General features: G+C 72.5%; 15 protein-coding genes. 7 read left to right on the plus strand and 8 right to left on the minus strand.

What is annotated here, in order from left to right:
- Positions 1 to 22: 22 nt before the first annotated feature.
- Both IO39_RS47185 and IO39_RS47190 read right to left on the minus strand, forming a co-directional pair.
- Positions 23 to 775: a YcnI family copper-binding membrane protein gene (locus IO39_RS47185; RefSeq protein ID WP_043639493.1), complete on the minus strand. Its 753-nt coding sequence runs from the start codon at positions 773 to 775 to the stop codon at positions 23 to 25.
- A gap of 47 nt (positions 776 to 822) precedes the next feature.
- Positions 823 to 1,374, minus strand: a complete 552-nt coding sequence (locus IO39_RS47190; RefSeq protein ID WP_245642653.1) for an MFS transporter — start codon at positions 1,372 to 1,374, stop codon at positions 823 to 825.
- A gap of 108 nt (positions 1,375 to 1,482) precedes the next feature.
- Between IO39_RS47190 and IO39_RS47195 the strand changes: the two genes are divergently transcribed.
- On the plus strand, positions 1,483 to 1,962 hold the full coding sequence (locus IO39_RS47195) for a hypothetical protein (RefSeq protein WP_245642654.1): 480 nt from the start codon (positions 1,483 to 1,485) through the stop codon (positions 1,960 to 1,962).
- Between the two features lie 61 nt (positions 1,963 to 2,023).
- On the opposite strand, the gene IO39_RS47200 is transcribed toward IO39_RS47195, so the two are convergent.
- From IO39_RS47200 to IO39_RS47210, 3 genes are read right to left on the minus strand one after another with little or no spacing between them, the layout of a single operon-like run.
- A complete protein-coding gene (locus tag IO39_RS47200) occupies positions 2,024 to 2,773 on the minus strand; it encodes an ABC transporter ATP-binding protein (RefSeq protein WP_043639498.1) in 750 nt (249 codons plus the stop codon).
- A gap of 3 nt (positions 2,774 to 2,776) precedes the next feature.
- The gene (locus tag IO39_RS47205) at positions 2,777 to 3,565 is read right to left on the minus strand and encodes an ABC transporter permease (RefSeq protein ID WP_043639500.1); all 789 of its coding nucleotides are present in this window, start codon (positions 3,563 to 3,565) and stop codon (positions 2,777 to 2,779) included.
- Positions 3,558 to 4,430 (minus strand): ABC transporter permease, encoded by an 873-nt coding sequence (locus IO39_RS47210; protein ID WP_342671499.1) that lies wholly within the window; start codon positions 4,428 to 4,430, stop codon positions 3,558 to 3,560. Before IO39_RS47210 ends, IO39_RS47205 begins: the two co-directional genes overlap by 8 nt.
- A 155-nt stretch (positions 4,431 to 4,585) precedes the next feature.
- On the opposite strand from IO39_RS47210, the gene IO39_RS47215 reads away from it, so the two are divergent.
- Together IO39_RS47215 and IO39_RS47220 are read left to right on the plus strand one after the other, a co-directional pair.
- Positions 4,586 to 5,560 (plus strand): alpha/beta hydrolase, encoded by a 975-nt coding sequence (locus tag IO39_RS47215; protein ID WP_063765478.1) that lies wholly within the window; start codon positions 4,586 to 4,588, stop codon positions 5,558 to 5,560.
- A gap of 92 nt (positions 5,561 to 5,652) precedes the next feature.
- The gene (locus IO39_RS47220; RefSeq protein WP_043639507.1) at positions 5,653 to 6,489 is read left to right on the plus strand and encodes a siderophore-interacting protein; all 837 of its coding nucleotides are present in this window, start codon (positions 5,653 to 5,655) and stop codon (positions 6,487 to 6,489) included.
- A gap of 156 nt (positions 6,490 to 6,645) precedes the next feature.
- On the opposite strand, the gene aceA is transcribed toward IO39_RS47220, so the two are convergent.
- Positions 6,646 to 7,932: an isocitrate lyase gene (gene aceA / locus IO39_RS47225; RefSeq protein ID WP_043639510.1), complete on the minus strand. Its 1,287-nt coding sequence runs from the start codon at positions 7,930 to 7,932 to the stop codon at positions 6,646 to 6,648.
- A 269-nt stretch (positions 7,933 to 8,201) separates the two neighbouring features.
- On the opposite strand from aceA, the gene IO39_RS47230 reads away from it, so the two are divergent.
- Together IO39_RS47230 and nhaA are read left to right on the plus strand one after the other, a co-directional pair.
- Entirely contained in the window at positions 8,202 to 9,674 is a 1,473-nt protein-coding gene (locus IO39_RS47230) for a helix-turn-helix domain-containing protein (RefSeq protein WP_052424262.1), read from the plus strand.
- Positions 9,675 to 9,915: 241 nt separating this feature from the next.
- On the plus strand, positions 9,916 to 11,361 hold the full coding sequence (gene nhaA / locus IO39_RS47235) for a Na+/H+ antiporter NhaA (protein ID WP_043639514.1): 1,446 nt from the start codon (positions 9,916 to 9,918) through the stop codon (positions 11,359 to 11,361).
- 154 nt (positions 11,362 to 11,515) lie between these two features.
- Here the strand turns inward: nhaA and IO39_RS47240 are convergent, their stop codons facing one another.
- Both IO39_RS47240 and IO39_RS47245 read right to left on the minus strand, forming a co-directional pair.
- Complete coding sequence (locus tag IO39_RS47240) at positions 11,516 to 12,358, minus strand: LLM class flavin-dependent oxidoreductase (RefSeq protein WP_245642655.1); 843 nt, start codon at positions 12,356 to 12,358, stop codon at positions 11,516 to 11,518.
- A gap of 221 nt (positions 12,359 to 12,579) precedes the next feature.
- Entirely contained in the window at positions 12,580 to 13,599 is a 1,020-nt protein-coding gene (locus IO39_RS47245) for an aldo/keto reductase (RefSeq protein ID WP_043639517.1), read from the minus strand.
- A 138-nt stretch (positions 13,600 to 13,737) separates the two neighbouring features.
- On the opposite strand from IO39_RS47245, the gene IO39_RS47250 reads away from it, so the two are divergent.
- Positions 13,738 to 14,424: an SbtR family transcriptional regulator gene (locus tag IO39_RS47250; protein ID WP_084774676.1), complete on the plus strand. Its 687-nt coding sequence runs from the start codon at positions 13,738 to 13,740 to the stop codon at positions 14,422 to 14,424.
- Between the two features lie 196 nt (positions 14,425 to 14,620).
- Entirely contained in the window at positions 14,621 to 15,547 is a 927-nt protein-coding gene (locus IO39_RS47255) for a glucosyl-3-phosphoglycerate synthase (RefSeq protein WP_043639520.1), read from the plus strand.
- The last annotated feature ends 2 nt before the right edge of the window (positions 15,548 to 15,549 follow it).

Genomic DNA, 15,549 nt, shown 5'->3' on the forward strand with positions numbered 1-15,549 from the left:
CGGGGGCGTCGCGCGCGGCGGGTCAGGCCGACGGGCGGCGGCGCAGGCCGAGGAGGCCGATCACGACGCCGATGACGCCGGCCGCCAGCCCGGCACCGCCGAGCAGGCGGGCCGTGCCGTCCGACGACGAGGCGGCGGCGGCCACCGGCGCGACCGACGGCGTGGCGGCGGCGGAAGCGGCGGCGGGCGCCGTGGCTGTGGGCGTGGCTGTGGGCGTGGCGGCGCCCTCCTCGGCGGCGGGGACCAGCTTGAGCAGCGGGGCGGGGTGCTCGGGCTCGGTGCCGTCGGGCTTGGGGGCCTCCGACCAGTCCACGACCTCGCCGCCGGAGTAGGTCTGCTTGGTCGGGAACATCAGCGAGTCCACGTCCTTGGGCAGCTGCCCCATGGACACCTCGAACTCCTGGAACTCGCCGGGGTTGATCTTCCCGCCCTCCCAGACGACCTTGGTGACGGCCTCCTCCAGGTCGCCGTACTCGGTCTTGACCGGCGCGGGCAGCTTGCCCTCGGTGACCTTGACCTTCCAGCCGGGCACGGGCTTGACGGAGACGAAGGCCAGCGGGTGGTCGGTGGGGAAGGAGACCTCGACCTTGGTGGTCGAGGCGTTGTCGCGCTCGTTGGGCACCCGGAAGGCGACCTTGGTGAACCCGCCCTGCTCGGCGGTGCCGGGCTGGACGGTGACGTGGGCCAGCGCGGGCAGGGCCAGGGCGGCGGTCAGCGCGGTGGTGAGCGCGGTGGTGGCGGCGAGCACGGTCGCCGCACGGCGTACGAAGGACATGCGGGAACTCCACTTGGTGAACGGGGGACGAGAAGGGGTGCCAGAGGTCAGGCGGGAAGTGGAGGACCACGCCTGGCCACGCTGTGCCGGACGCCCGGCTGCAGCGGAACCACCCTGGTGAGCACGACCGGCGCGGCCGGCCGCGAGGCGGGCACGGCGGCGGGGACGAGCAGGACGAGCAGCCGGCGGCCGAGCCGGCGCAGCAGCGACCAGAGCGCCGCCTCGCCGCGCGACAACCACAGGCCGGTGATGACGGTGGCGGTGGAGTGCGTGAGCAGCATGCCGGCGTTGACCGCCAGGCCGCCCCGGGCGTGCGCGTGCACCAGGACGTAGGCGCCGCCCTCGCCCGCGAACAGCTCGTGCAGCCCGAGCTGCGCCGCCAGCAGCATCATCGTGATCGTGCCCGCCGAGCGCTCCCTGCCGCACAGCGCGAGCCCCAGCAGCGCCACGCCCGCCAGCCCGAGCGCGGCGGCCGGCGGCGCGGGCGCCGCGCCGCCGCCGAGCACGTGGGCGAACGCGGCGAGGGTCACGCAGACGGCGGAGAAGGCGGCCGTCCGCGCGAGCCGGAGGGGAAGTCGCGCGCGCATGAGTGTGCCCATGCTCTCACGGGGCAAGGACGTCAAGAGACCTCGTGTACCAAGCTGGGCAATGCCTGGGCCGAAAATGGCATTTGTCGCTAGGGTCGTGCCGATCACGTTGACATAGAGGTGAGAACGTTGCGGCACTTAGCTGGTTTCCTCATCGGGCTTGTCGTGACGGCGGCCGTGCTCGGCGGTGGCGGGTGGGCGGTGCAGCAGGCGGGCGCGAACGGCGCGGCCGCCCCCGGCGGGCAGAACCTGTGGATCGCGCTCGGCTCGATGGCCGCCGTCGGCCTGGTCGTCGGGCTCGTGCTGGCCGGCCGCGTCTCGCCCATGGCGACGTTCGTGCCGTCGCTGGTGCTGCTGGCCTGGACGGTCGTGTACGCACTCGACGCCGGCCGGGCGCTGTCCTTCGTCCCGACCGGCCCATCGCTGCACCGGATCGTCCTCGACGCCGGCTCCGGCAGCAGGACCATGCTCACGACCGGCGTGTTCGCCCTGCTCGGCGTGGCCCTGTTCATCCCCGTGCTGATGCCGTCCCGCTGGTCGCGCCGCGACGACGACCTGGACGAGGAGTACGAGACCGCGCCGGAGGGCAGCTACTACTGACCGGCCGCCCCGGGCGCCGCCATTGAGGCCCCGCTGTCGAGGCCCCGTTGCCGAGGCGCCGCTAGGGAGCGGAGCCGGCGGTGTAGAGGCGGGTCACCACGTCCTCGATCGACGACTGCTCCGGCGCGGTGGCCATCAGCTCCGGCAGGGTGCCGTCGAAGGCCAGCCGCCCGTGGTCGATCACCATCACCCGGCGGCACAGGCGCTCGATGTCGCCGAGATCGTGCGTGGTCAGCAGCACGGTCGTGCCCCGCTCGGCGTTCTGCCGGGCCAGGAAGTCCCTGATGCCGGCCTTGCTGACCACGTCGAGCCCGATCGTCGGCTCGTCGAGGACCAGCACCTCGGGCGCGTGCAGCAGCGCCGCCGCCAGGTCGCCGCGCATGCGCTGGCCGAGGCTGAGCTGCCGCACCGGGGTGCGCAGGAATGGGCCCAGATCCAGGGTTTCGGTCAGCTCGGCGAGCCGGGCCCGGAACGCGGCCCGCTCCACGCGGTACAGGTGGCGGATCAGCTCGAAGCTGTCGGCGAGCGGCAGGTCCCACCACAGCGTCGTGCGCTGCCCGAACACCACCCCGATGCGCCGCGCCAGCGTGGTGCGCCGGCGCGACGGGTCCAGCCCGGCCACCCGGACCGTGCCCGAGGTGGGGGTCAGGATGCCGCACAACATCTTGATCGTGGTGGACTTGCCCGCGCCGTTGGGCCCGAGGTAGCCGACGAACTCGCCGGGCGCGACGGTGAACGACAGGTCGCGTACGGCGTGGACGACGTTTCTCTTCACCTTGAACGAGCGGCCCGCCCGGTCAAGCTCGATCATCGCTCAACTCCCCGTGGATCGGTAGTGCCGGACGCCCTGTCGCCAGATCAGCGCGGCGAGCAGGGCCAGGACCAGCGCGGCGGCCGGTCCGAGGAAACGCGTGAAGCCGGGGGTGCCGAAGGGGTCGTCCCGGCCCAGGACGTACAGGCCGGGCTGCCAGTTGACGAAGGCCAGCGGCAGCACGTAGGTCACGCCCCTGACCAGGTCGCGGGCGTAGACGCTGAGCGGGTACTGGGTGAGCTGGCTGCTGCCGTAGGTGAAGGCGTTGACCACCTCGGGCGCGTCGGTCAGCAGGAACTGGGCCGCGCCGGCGATCGTCCACAACGAGGCGAAGATGACGATCCCGGTGACCACCATGACGGGGATCATCCACGCCCGGTCCCAGCCGATGCCGAGCGCGGCGACCGCGTAGCCGAGCACGAGCGCGGCCTGGAGGATGCGGCCGATCCTGGTGGCCATGAAACGGTCGGCGGCCAGCTGGATCCACGGGCTGACCGGCCTGATCAGGAACGTGTCGAGCGTGCCGGCCTTGATGTGCTGGCTGGTGCGGTCGAGGTTGCTGACGAAGGTGTCGCAGATGGTGAAGGCCAGGCCGGACGCGCCGTACAGGAACAGCGCCTCGTCGCGGGAGAAGCCGGCCAGGCTGGTGGTGTTGGCGAAGATGACCAGGATCACGGCCACGTCGATCGCGGCGATGAGGAAGCCGAGCACGGTCATCAGCGCGAACGAGACGGGATAGGCGGCAGCGCTCCTGGTCCAGGTCCAGATCAACAGGAAATACGTGCTAACCACCCTGGATCACCACCTTGTGGCGGATCGCGCGGGTGGCCAGCGCGCCGCACCCGAGCAGGACCGCGGCCCACGACGCCTGCAGGGCGAGGGTCGCGGCCACCGGGGCCTTGCCGAGGTAGAGGTCGACGGGCGCCTGCACCATCGCGGCCCACGGCAGCGCCCTGGCCAGCTCGCCGAGCCAGCCGGGGAACAGGTGCAGCGGCACCATCATGCCGCTGAAGAACGTGGTCAGCACGAGCGACAGGGTGGCGACGCCGCGGTCGTCGAGCAGCCAGCAGACCGACAGCGCGATCAGGTAGCGCCAGCCGAAGCTGACGAGCAGCGCGATCGTGAACCCGGCCAGGAAGGCGAGCCACTGGCCGGGACCGTCGGGGAAGGAGAGGTCGAACAGGGCCGCGCCGAGCAGCATGGGCGGCACGCCGCGCACCAGGAACAGGTAGGCGGCCCGGCCGGTGTCCTCGGAGAGCGTCCAGAGCTGCAGCGAGGCCGGGCGCACCAGGTCGAGCGCGATGTCGCCGCTGCGGATGCGCTCGGGCAGGCTCAGGCCGACGCCGAAGAGCTGCATCGGCCCGATGAACGCCTGGGTGACGAAGCAGAAGGTGACGGCGTCGCTGATGTCGTAGCCGGCCAGGCCGGGGCGGGCCTGCCACAGGGCGATCAGGACGTAGGCGCGCAGGATGCCGAAGACGCTGTTGGTGAACGCGCCGGCGAGCGCGGCCCAGACGTAGGTGGCGTGTTTGCGGAAGCCGTACCGGACGAGCCGGGCGTAGAGCGGTATGGTTTTGCACCTCCAGGGTGTGAGGCCACGGTGACGGACCGTGTCCGGGCCCGAGCGCGGGCCTGCCGGTGGGAAACACGGAATTATCCGCTGGCCGCCCGGTGATCCGCAACGGGATTTGCGGCGTGCACGGCCGTACCGGTCCGGGGTTCACGGGGCCGAAATGGCTCGGTAAGAGATGAGATACTTACCCGCCGGTAGGACGATGTTGAAAGGGGAAGAATTAGCCCTGGAGGGGCGATATGCGGATCGATAGCGACATAGTTCCGGAATATCCCTTGAGCTGGCAGGCCCGTGCGCTCACCGGCCTCATGCGCGGCACCGTCAAGCCGGTGTCCTCCGTGCTGATGCGTCACCGGCTGGCCCTGGTCGGCGCGGCCCGGCTGGGGGAGATCGCGCGGGTGGGGGCGCCGTACCCCGGGCACGTGGCGATCGCGCCGGCCGGCTTCTCCGCCTGCGGCGGTGAGTGGGTGCGCGGAGCGGAGGGGCTCGACGAGGGCAAGGTCGTGCTCTACTTCCACGGCGGCGGCTATTTCTCGTGCTCGCCGCGTACGCACCGGTCCATCACCTGGCGCCTGTCGGTGACGGCCGGGCGGCCGGTCCTGGCGCTGGACTACCGGCAGGGGCCGGTGCACACGCTGGCCGACTCGCTGGCCGACGCGCTGGACGCCTACGCCTGCCTGCTGCGGCGCGGGTACGCGCCCGGGGACGTCATCATGGCGGGCGACTCCGCCGGCGGCCATCTGACCCTGGCGACCCTGCTGGCCCTGCGCGACCGCGGCCTGCCGCTGCCCGCGGCGGCGATCTGCCTGTCGCCCTGGGCCGACCTGACCGACGCGCCGCGCCGGGCCAACCGCCGGCAGGACCCGCTGCTGCCGGCCGGCCGGGTGCGCTGGCTGGCCCGCCGGTGGACCTCCGGTCTCGACCCGCGCGACCCGCTCGTCTCGCCGGTGCACGGGGACTTCACGGGGCTGCCGCCGCTGATGATCGTGACCGGGTCGACGGAGGTGCTGCGGGACGAGGGCCGCCGGGTGGCGGAGCGCGCGCGGCAGGCCGGGGTGCCGGTCCGGTACGAGGAATGGCCCCGCATGCCGCACGTCTTCCCGATCCTGGCCGACGTGCTGCCCGAGGCGCGGCTGGCCTTCCGGCACATCTCCCAGTTCCTGCGGGCGGTAGGGGAATTGCCGGAATCGCTGGAGGATTCGGCGGCGGCGTGATTTGCCCGCCCGGTTGAGGGCACATTGGCATACGCTCATTTGAGGGGGCAGTGTAAGGTTAGGTATACCTAACTTATTTCAGGGGGCCGTCCATGGCTGACAAGCGTATTGATCATCACCGGGGTGTCGTCCAGCGCACCGAGCGCCTCTCGCGCCACATGGTCCGCGTCGTCGTCGGCGGCGACGGCCTGGCGGACTTCGCCACCACCGGGCTCACCGACCATTATGTGAAGCTGGTCTTTCCGTACGAAGGCGTCGAATACCCGCAGCCGTTCAGCGTGAAGAGTTGCCGTGAGACCATGCCCCGCGAGGTGTGGCCGAGATTGCGCACCTACACCGTGCGAGCCTGGGACCCCGACTCCCGCGAGCTCACGCTCGACTTCGTGGTCCACGGTGACGAGGGGCTGGCCGGGCCCTGGGCCGAGCGCGCCAGGCCGGGCGACGAGCTGATCATGCTGGGCCCCGGCGGCGGCTACGCGCCCGATCCCGAGGCCGGCTGGCACCTGCTGGTGGGCGACGAGAGCGCGCTGCCGGCCATCGCCGCCTCGATGGAGGCGCTGCCCGAGGGCGCCCTGGCCCACGTGCTGATCGAGGTGGACGGCCCCGAGGACGAGCAGAAGCTCGGCACGGCCGCCGACGCCCGCGTCACCTGGGTCTACCGGGGCGACCGCCCGGTGGGCGAGCGGCTCGTGGCGGCGGTGCGCGCGCTGGACTTCCCCGACGGTGACGTGCACGCGTTCGTGCACGGCGAGGCCGGGTTCGTCAAGGAGCTGCGCCGCCACCTGCGCCTGGAGCGGGGCATCGGCCTGGACCGGCTGTCGATCTCCGGCTACTGGCGCGCCGGGGTGGACGACGAAACGTGGCGCGAGGTCAAGAGCGACTGGAACCGGCAGGTCGAGGCCGAGGAGCAGGCGGCGATCGCCTCCTGAGGCCCGCCCTCCCCGTACCCGCCGCCCCGGCGGGCGCCCCAGCAGGCGCGCAGAATGGGGCCGCGCCGGTGCTGGGGGAACCGGCGCGGCCCCGTCGCCGGGGAACCTTCCCATACCCTGGAGGTGGCCGGCGAGCCTGTGCGGAGCGGCGGCGCGTCAGTGCGCGAACTGCTCCTCTTCCGTCGAGCCCTTCAGCGCGGTCGTCGAGGAGTCGGGCGCGACGGCGGTGCTGACCAGGTCGAAGTAGCCGGTGCCGACCTCGCGCTGGTGCCGGGTGGCGGTGTAGCCGCGCGACTCGGCCGCGAACTCGGCCTCCTGCAGCTCGACGTAGGCGGTCATGCCGTCGGAGGCGTACGCCTGGGCCAGGTCGAACATGCCGTAGTTGAGGGCGTGGAACCCGGCCAGCGTGATGAACTGGAACTTGTACCCCATGTGCCCCAGCTCCCGCTGGAACTTGGCGATCGTCGAGTCGTCCAGGTGCTTCTTCCAGTTGAACGACGGCGAGCAGTTGTAGGCGAGCATCTGGTCGGGGTGCTCGGCCTTGATCGCCTCGGCGAACGCGCGCGCCACGTCCAGGTCCGGCGTGCCGGTCTCCATCCAGAGCAGGTCGGAGTAGGGCGCGTAGGCCAGGCCGCGCGCCACGCACGCCTCCAGCCCGTTCCTGACCCGGTAGAAGCCCTCCGGGGTGCGCTCGCCGGTCGTGAACGCCTGGTCGCGCGGGTCGACGTCGCTGGTCAGGAGCGTCGCGGCCTGTGCGTCGGTCCGCGCGATGATCAGCGAGGGCACCCCGCACACGTCCGCGGCGAGGCGGGCGGCGTTCAGGGTCTTGATGTGCTGGCCGGTCGGGATCAGCACCTTGCCGCCCAGGTGGCCGCACTTCTTCTCCGAGGCGAGCTGGTCCTCCCAGTGCACGCCCGCGGCGCCGGCCGCGATCATGCCCTTCATCAGCTCGAACGCGTTGAGCACGCCGCCGAAGCCCGCCTCCGCGTCGGCCACGATCGGGGCCAGCCAGTACGGCGCGTCGGCGTCGCCCTCGGACCAGGTGATCTGGTCGGCGCGCAGCAGCGCGTTGTTGATGCGGCGCACGACGGCCGGCACGGAGTTGGCCGGGTACAGGCTCTGGTCCGGGTAGGTCTGCCCGCCCAGGTTGGCGTCCGCGGCGACCTGCCAGCCGGACAGGTAGATCGCCTTCAGCCCGGCCCGCACCTGCTGCACCGCCTGGTTGCCGGTCAGCGCGCCGAGGGAGTTGACGTAGTCCTCGGTGTGCAGCAGGCTCCACAGCCGCTCGGCGCCGAGCCGGGCCAGCGTGTGCTCCTCCTGCACGCTCCCTCGCAACCGGATCACGTCCTCAGCGCGGTACGTGCGCTCGATGCCCGCCCACCGCGGGTCGTTGTCCCATTCGTCCTGCAGCTGCTCGGCAGCTCCCTTGAGGCGCTCGATCATCGTTCACTCCTTTGTCGTCCCCTGGGTGCTCACGCCGAGTCTCTGCCCCGCGGATGCGCGTCAACAGATCGAACCGTCGAGAAGAATCGCAAAACTTCCGCTCTCGTGCATTACTGAGGGGTATTCAGAGGTGAAGAAATCGCGACTTTTACCGTTGGCCTAGACCAATCCCGTGGTGGCAACGGGGGCCGCGCGGGTCGGCACGAGGCGCCGAACCGCGCCCGCGCGGAGGCTAGAAAATGGGCCGAATTTCTGTCTAAGATTTCGGTATGGCGTCCTTGCTAGGCGAAGAACCGCTGTCTTTGACGCAGGAGCTGGATCTGATCGCGTTTGGCCAACGGCTGCGCCACCTGCGCAAACAGCGCGGCCTCACGCTGTCGGACCTGGGCTCGCGCGTCGGACGGGCGCCCAGCCAGCTCTCCCTGCTGGAGAACGGCAAGCGCGAGCCCAAGCTCTCCCTCCTCAAGTCGCTGGCCGGCGCCCTGGGCGTGCCGGTCGAGGAGCTGCTGCGCCGCCAGCCGCCCAACCGCCGCGCCCAGCTCGAGATCGCGCTGGAGGAGGCCCAGCGCGACCCCGTCTACGCCGGGCTCGGCCTGCCCCGGCTGAAGGTCTCCGCGCGCGTGCCGAACGACGTGCTGGAGCACCTCCTCGGCCTGTACGGCGAGCTGCGCGCCCGCCAGGCCCGCGGCACCGCCACGCCCGAGGAGGCCAGGGTCGCCAACGCCGAGCTGCGGCGGCGGCAGCGGGAGGTGGGCAACTACTTCCCCGAGATCGAGAAGGCCGCCGCCCAGGCGCTCGACGCGGTCGGCTACCGCACCGGAGCGCTCTCCCAGAGCACGATCCAGGGCCTGGTCACCCACTTCGGCTATACCGTGCACACCGCCCAGGACCTGCCCCGCTCCGTACGCTCCATCACCGACCTGCGCAACCGCCGCATCTACGTCAAGCACGAGCAGCTCGGCATGCACACCCCGCGCACGATCCTGCTCCAGACGCTCGGGCACCTCGCGCTCGGCCACGACAAACCCCGCGACTTCGCCGACTTCCTGCGCCAGCGCACCGAGGCCAACTACTTCGCCGCCGCCGTCCTCGTCCCCGAGAGGGCCGCCGCCCCCTACCTCCAGGAGGCCAAGTCCGACCGGGCGCTGTCGGTGGAGGACCTGCGGGACGTGTTCGCCGTCTCGTACGAGATGGCCGCCCACCGCTTCACCAACCTGGCCACCCACCACCTCGGCCTCGTCTGCCACTTCGTGCGCAACGACGCGGGCGGCACCATCTACAAGGCGTACGAGAACGACGGCATCGTCTTCCCCGCCGACGAGCAGGGGGCCATCGAGGGGCAGCGGATGTGCCTGCAGTGGTCGGGGCGGCAGGTGTTCGCCTCGCCCGACCGGTTCTCGGTCTTCTACCAGTACTCCGACTCGCCGACCGGGACCTACTTCTGCGTGGCGCACGTGGACCCGTCGCGCGAGCGGGACTTCGCGATCACGCTGGGGGTGCCGTACAAGGAGTCACGCTGGTTCAGGGGGCGCGAGACGACCAACCGCACCAAGTCCGGCTGCCCCAACGGCGACTGCTGCCGCCGGCCGCCCGCCGAGCTGGCCCAGCGCTGGGAGGGGTACGCCTGGCCGTCGGCGCGGGCGAACTCGCACGTCCTGGCCGCGCTGCCGCCCGGGTCGTTCCCCGGCGTGGACGAGGCCGACGTCTACACCTTCCTGGAACGGCACGCCGGCACACCCTGACCCGGCCCGCCCGAAGTGGGTCCTGTCCTGCGCCTGCACTGCTCTGCGCCCGCCTTGCCCTGTTTTTCCGCCTTGACCTGCGCCGGCCCCGTCCCGCGCGGGCGTCGTCTGAGCTGCTGTGCCCTCTAGTGACGAAAATCCTATATACGACTCTTTACGTACCTTTGATAGGTTATACGGAGGTGTGCCGGGAAGTCTGGTCGGCGATTGATCAACCGACCCCTGCGAAGAGCGGAGATTCATGCCCGGCCCCACCTTCCTCCGTACCTCACGCCTGCTCTCCAGGAGCACCTGGCCCGAGGCGCGCCGCATCGCCGACATCCTGCGCAAGGAGACGATCGGCGGCGCGCTGCTGCTGGCCGCCGCGCTGGCCGCGCTGATCTGGGCCAACTCGCCATGGGCGGGGACGTACGAAGGGCTGCGGGCGATCGAGGTCGGGCCCGCCGCGCTGCACCTGAACCTGGACCTGGCCACCTGGGCCGCGGACGGCCTGCTGGCGATCTTCTTCTTCGTGGCGGGGCTGGAGCTCAAGCGGGAGTTCGTCGCCGGCGACCTGCGCGACCTGCGGCGGGCGGCGGTGCCGGTGGCCGCGGCGATCGGCGGGGTCGTCACGCCCGCACTGGTCTACCTGGCCATTGTCGGCACAGTCGGCACGGTCGGCGCGGAAGGAGGCGCGCAGGGCTGGGCGATCCCCACCGCCACCGACATCGCCTTCGCGCTGGCGGTGCTGGCCGTGATCGGCCGCTGCCTGCCCGACGCGTTGCGCACGTTCCTGCTCACCCTGGCCGTGGTGGACGACCTGATCGCCATCCTGATCATCGCCCTCTTCTACACCTCCCACCTGGCCGTGCTGCCGCTGCTGGGGGCGCTGGTGCCGCTGGCGGTCTTCGCCGTGCTGGTACGGCGGGGGGTCCGGGCGTGGTGGCTGCTGCTGCCGCTGGCGTTCGCCACCTGGGCGCTGGTGCACGCCTCGGGCGTGCACGCGACCGTGGCCGGCGTCCTCCTGGCGATGACCGTCCCCGTCCTGCCCGGGAAGAAGGCGCACGGAGCCGTTCCCGTCCTGGCCGGGAAGAGCGCGCACGGAGCCGGTCCCGTCCTGCCGGGGGAGGGCGGGCACGGGGCCGGGACCGCTCCGGCCGGGGACGGCGCGGAGGGGGCGGCGACCGGGATGGCCGAGCACTTCGAGCACCGGTTCCGGCCGCTCTCGGCGGGCGTCGCCGTGCCGGTCTTCGCCTTCTTCTCGGCGGGGGTGGCGTTCGGCGGGCTGGACGGCCTGGCGAGCACGCTCACCGAGCCCGTGGCCCTCGGCATCGTGGCCGGGCTGCTGATCGGCAAGCCGCTCGGCATCCTGGCCGCGACCTGGCTGGTGGCCCGCTTCACCCGCGCCACCCTGGACGAGGGGCTGGCCTGGATCGACATGCTGGGCCTGGCCATCCTGGCCGGCATCGGGTTCACGGTGTCGCTGCTGATCGGGGAGCTGGCGTTCGGCGCGTCCGCCGACGGCCAGGTCAAGGTGGCGGTGCTGGCGGGCTCCCTGGCCGCGGCACTGGTGGCCACGGTCATCCTGCGGCTGCGCGCCCGCGTCTACCGGCGCATCCATGCGGCCGAGACCGCCGACGACGACCACGACGGCATCCCCGACCTCTACCAGTCCCCCGAAGCGGCCAGAGCCGACGCCACCGACTGACCGCCCGGCCGGCGCGTGGCCGCACCGGTGCCGGCCGTCGCCACCGGGCGCGAGGGCGGTGGCCGGACCGGTGCCGGCCGCCGCCGCGCGCCAGGGCCGGCCGGTCGGCCCGTGAACGGCCGGAGATCCCGCCGGGGGCCTCAGCCGTGCGGGGTCAGGCCGACGGGGCGACGAGTTCGCCGGCGACCCAGCGGGCGACGCCGTCGGGGTAGGGCGCCGGCAGGCCGAGCACGACGTGCCGGAAGCCGGCGTCAAGCGCCTCGCCGATCGCGGCCCGGGTGAGGGCGGGACGGTCGTAGGAGACCTGGAGGGCGATCGAGCGGACGATCGTGGCCGGGTCGCGGCCCAGGTCGGCGCAGTAGCGGTCGAGCAGCTTGCCGCGGCTGACGGCGTCGTCGATGTCGCCGCCGGGGATGTTCCACAGGTCGGCGTGCTCGGCGGCCACCCGCAGGGTCGGGCCCGAGCGCCCGCCGATGAGGATCGGCGGGTGGGGCCGCTGCACCGGCTTGGGGTTGCCGAACGCCCCGGCGAGCCGGACGTGCTCCCCGTGGAAGTCGAACGGCTCCGTCTCCGTCCACAACCGCCGGATCACCGTGCACGCCTCGGCCAGGCTCGCCACGGCCCGGGTGCTGTCGTGGAAGGGCAGGCCGTGGGCCTCGTACTCGCGGCGGGCCGGCGGGTGGCCGGGCCGGGAGCCGACGCCGATCCCGAAGTCGAGCCGCCCGCCCGCCACCACGTCCACGGTCGCGGCGATCTTGGCCAGCATCGCGGGCGGGCGGAAGCGGTTGCTGGTCACCATCACGCCGAGCCGCAGCCGCCGGGTCTGCGCGGCGAGGGCCGAGAGCAGCGTCCAGCCCTCGTAGGCCGGGCCGGCCGGGTCGCCGGAGATCGGCATGAGGTGATCGAACAACCACGCGTGCTCGATCTCCGGAATCGTGTCCGCCTCGCGCCACACGCGCAGGACGTCCTGGTAGCCGACCTGGGAGGGGGCGGTCATGATCCCGAAGCGCGGTGGAGAGGGGTGCGGCATGTCGGTCCTTTCGTCGTCGGCGGCGCTTGCTCGGGGCGCCGTCGTCTGAGGTCGGCGGGGTCGTGCGGCGGGATGACGCGTCGGACCTCCCGGTGCAGGGCGGTGGCGGAGTGGCAAGGCGGGCCGGGCTTCCCCGCGTGGGTCAGCGGTGGCGGAGTGGCAAGGCGGGCCGGGCTTCCCCGCGTGGGTCAGCGGCGGCGGAGTGCGGGGTCGAGGAGGGCGGGCGGGGTGTCGAACTTCTCCTCCGCCGCGAGGTCGGTGCCGGGGGCGACGATCGCGTCGATGGCGTCGAGGAGATCGGCGGAGAGCACCGTGTCGGCGGCGGCCAGATGCGAGCGCAGGTGGTCCAGCGTGCGGGGGCCGATGATGGCGCTGGTCACGCCCGGATGCGCGGTCACGAAGCCGAGCGCGAGCTGGATCATCGTCAGGCCGGCCTCGTCGGCCACCCGCGCCAGCCGTTCGACGGCGTCGAGCCGGGCGCGGTTGTGCGGCAGCGAGAGGTCGAAGCGCCGGGGCAGGAACGTCGAGCGGTGGGTGGTGACGTCGCGGCCGGCGCGGACGGCGCCGGTGAGCCAGCCCGAGGCGAGCGGGCTCCAGGCCAGCACGCCGAGCCCGTACTGCTCGGCCACGGGCAGGACGTCGGCCTCGATCCCGCGCTGGAGGATGGAGTAGCTGGGCTGCTCGGTGACGTACCTGCCCAGGTGGTGTTCCCTGGCCGCCCACTGCGCCTGCACGACGCGGTAGGCCGGGAAGGTGGAGGAGCCGAAGTAGCGGATCTTCCCCGCCCGCCGCAGGTCGGTCAGGGCGGACAGCGTCTCCTCGTCGCTGGTCGCCGGGTCCCAGCGGTGGATCTGGTAGAGGTCCACGTGGTCCACGCCGAGGCGGCGCAGGCTGTTCTCCAGCGCGGTGACCAGCCAGCGGCGGGAGGAGCCCTGGTGGTTGCGCTCCTCGCCGATGGGCATGCCCGCCTTCGTGGCCAGCACGATGTCGTCGCGGCGGCCGGCGATGGCCTTGCCGACCATCTCCTCCGACTCGCCGTCGCCGTACATGTCGGCGGTGTCGATGACGTTGATCCCGGCTTCGAGCGCGGCGTCCACGATGGCGGTGGCCTCGTCCTGCGGGGTGCGGCCGATGGCGCCGAAGTTCATCGCGCCGAGCGTGAGGGAGCTGACGCGCACGCCGGTGCGGCCCAAGGTGCGATAGTGCATGACGGTGTGATCTCCGAACGGAAGGTGAATGGTGGTGCCGGTCCTGGCCCTGGGGAAGGGATATAACCGGAACCGTGTTCCGATAACGATACGGAACATGGTTCCGCTTGGCAAGTCCGGGAACGGAGGAGGAGACGCATGGGCGTGCTGAACGACGGCGACGAGGGCCTGAGCCACGCGGCCGGCGGCGGCGAGGGCCTGAGCCACGCGGCCGGCGGCGGCGAGAGCTTGGGGCAGGCGTCCGGCGGCGGCGAGGGGCCGGGGCGGGGGGCGCCGCGCAAGCGGGCCGACGCGCGGCGCAACGAGCGCACGCTGCTCGACGCCGCCGCGGCGGCCTTCGTGGCCTCGGGCGTCGAGGCGCCGGTACGCGACATCGCGGCCCGCGCGGGTGTCGGCGTGGCGACGATCTACCGCCACTTTCCGACGCGCGCGGACCTCATCATCGCCGTCTACCGGCACCAGGTCGAGGCGTGCGCCGAGGCGGGCCCGGCGCTGCTGGCCGAGGAGGCGAGCCCGCACGCCGCGCTCGGGCGCTGGATCGACCTGTTCGTGGACTTCCTGGTCACCAAGCACGGGCTGGCCGCCGTGCTGCAGCCCGACAACGCCGGCTTCGACACGCTGCACGCCTACTTCCTCGACCGGCTCGTGCCGGTGTGCGCCCGGCTGCTCGACGCCGCGACCGCCGCCGGTGAGATCCGCTCCGGCATCGAGGCGTACGAGCTCATGCGCGGCGTCGGCAACCTCTGCATCGGCGCGGAGAACGATCCCCGCTACGACGCGCGCCGCCTGGTCGCCCTCCTCATCGCGGGCCTGCGCCGGAGCTGAGCGGCGCGCCGACCTGGGGTTCCAGCTTTCCGCTCCGGTGCCGGCCGCGCGCCCCCGCGCCGCGGGGCGGGCGGGTACGGCGGGGGTGTGAGGAAACGGGGACGCGGAACAGGCGGGCGCGGCGAGGCGCGGGGAACAGGGGTGCCGTACCCGCATCGCATAAGCTGACCTGTGGGGATTCGGGGGGAGGTATCGCGTGCTGCCTCACGTGCGTGGATGGTTGCGGCGCCGTACTTCGTCCGCGGAGGACTGGCCGTTGCGGGACCTGGTGGCGGCCAAGGGAGGCACCACGGTCAGCGTGGTGCTGCCCGCCCGCGACGAACGGGAGACCGTGGGGGAGATCGTCGGGGTGATCCGCCGGGAGCTGGCCCCGCTCGTGGACGAGCTCGTGGTCATCGACTCGCGCTCCGCCGACGACACGGCCCTGATCGCGTCGCGGGCCGGGGCCCGGGTGCACGCCCAGGACGAGATCCTGCCGCACCTCCGGCCGCTGGACGGCAAGGGGGAGGCGCTGTGGAAGTCGCTGGCCGTCACGTCGGGGGACGTGGTGGTGTTCGCCGACGCCGACATCCGGAACTTTCGTGCTTCGCTGATCCTCGGGGTGCTCGGCCCGCTGCTGGCGGACCCGACCGTGGTGTACGCCAAAGGGTGCTATGACCGTCCCCTGCACGGCGACCCCACGGGCGGCGGCCGGGTGACGGAACTGGTCGCCCGCCCGCTGATCAACCTGCACTGGCCGGAGCTGGCCGGTTTCGTCCAGCCGCTGGCCGGGGAGTACGCCGGGCGGCGCTCCGCCCTGGAACGCGTACCGTTCGTGACCGGCTACGGGGTGGAGCTCGGGCTGCTGATCGACCTGCTGGAGCTGGCGGGCCTGGACGGGTTCGCGCAGGTGGACCTGGGCTCGCGCGAGCACGCCCCGCAGTCCACGGAGGCGCTCGGGGGCATGGCGGCGCAGATCATGCTCGCGGCCTGGTCACGCCTGGACCGGCAGGGGAAGATGCGGGCGCTGCACACGCCCTCGCCCCGGCTGGCCCAGTTCCGCCGGTGCGACGCGGGGCACGAGCTGCTCACCAGGGACGTCGGCATCGGCGAACGCCCCCCGATGCTCACCGTCCACCCCTGACG

This window comes from Nonomuraea candida (assembly GCF_000725485.1).
In the GTDB taxonomy this organism is placed as follows: Bacteria; Actinomycetota; Actinomycetes; order Streptosporangiales; family Streptosporangiaceae; genus Nonomuraea; species Nonomuraea candida.

What these genes read in the sequence shown, in the direction of transcription:
- IO39_RS47185 (WP_043639493.1), bottom strand. Translation starts at nt 775, where the DNA reads ATGTCCTTCGTACGCCGTGCGGCGACCGTGCTCGCCGCCACCACCGCG.
- IO39_RS47190 (WP_245642653.1), bottom strand. Translation starts at nt 1,374, where the DNA reads ATGGGCACACTCATGCGCGCGCGACTTCCCCTCCGGCTCGCGCGGACG.
- IO39_RS47200 (WP_043639498.1), bottom strand. Translation starts at nt 2,773, where the DNA reads ATGATCGAGCTTGACCGGGCGGGCCGCTCGTTCAAGGTGAAGAGAAAC.
- IO39_RS47215 (WP_063765478.1), top strand. Translation starts at nt 4,586, where the DNA reads ATGCGGATCGATAGCGACATAGTTCCGGAATATCCCTTGAGCTGGCAG.
- IO39_RS47220 (WP_043639507.1), top strand. Translation starts at nt 5,653, where the DNA reads ATGGCTGACAAGCGTATTGATCATCACCGGGGTGTCGTCCAGCGCACC.
- aceA (WP_043639510.1), bottom strand. Translation starts at nt 7,932, where the DNA reads ATGATCGAGCGCCTCAAGGGAGCTGCCGAGCAGCTGCAGGACGAATGG.
- IO39_RS47230 (WP_052424262.1), top strand. Translation starts at nt 8,202, where the DNA reads ATGGCGTCCTTGCTAGGCGAAGAACCGCTGTCTTTGACGCAGGAGCTG.
- nhaA (WP_043639514.1), top strand. Translation starts at nt 9,916, where the DNA reads ATGCCCGGCCCCACCTTCCTCCGTACCTCACGCCTGCTCTCCAGGAGC.
- IO39_RS47240 (WP_245642655.1), bottom strand. Translation starts at nt 12,358, where the DNA reads ATGACCGCCCCCTCCCAGGTCGGCTACCAGGACGTCCTGCGCGTGTGG.
- IO39_RS47245 (WP_043639517.1), bottom strand. Translation starts at nt 13,599, where the DNA reads ATGCACTATCGCACCTTGGGCCGCACCGGCGTGCGCGTCAGCTCCCTC.
- IO39_RS47250 (WP_084774676.1), top strand. Translation starts at nt 13,738, where the DNA reads ATGGGCGTGCTGAACGACGGCGACGAGGGCCTGAGCCACGCGGCCGGC.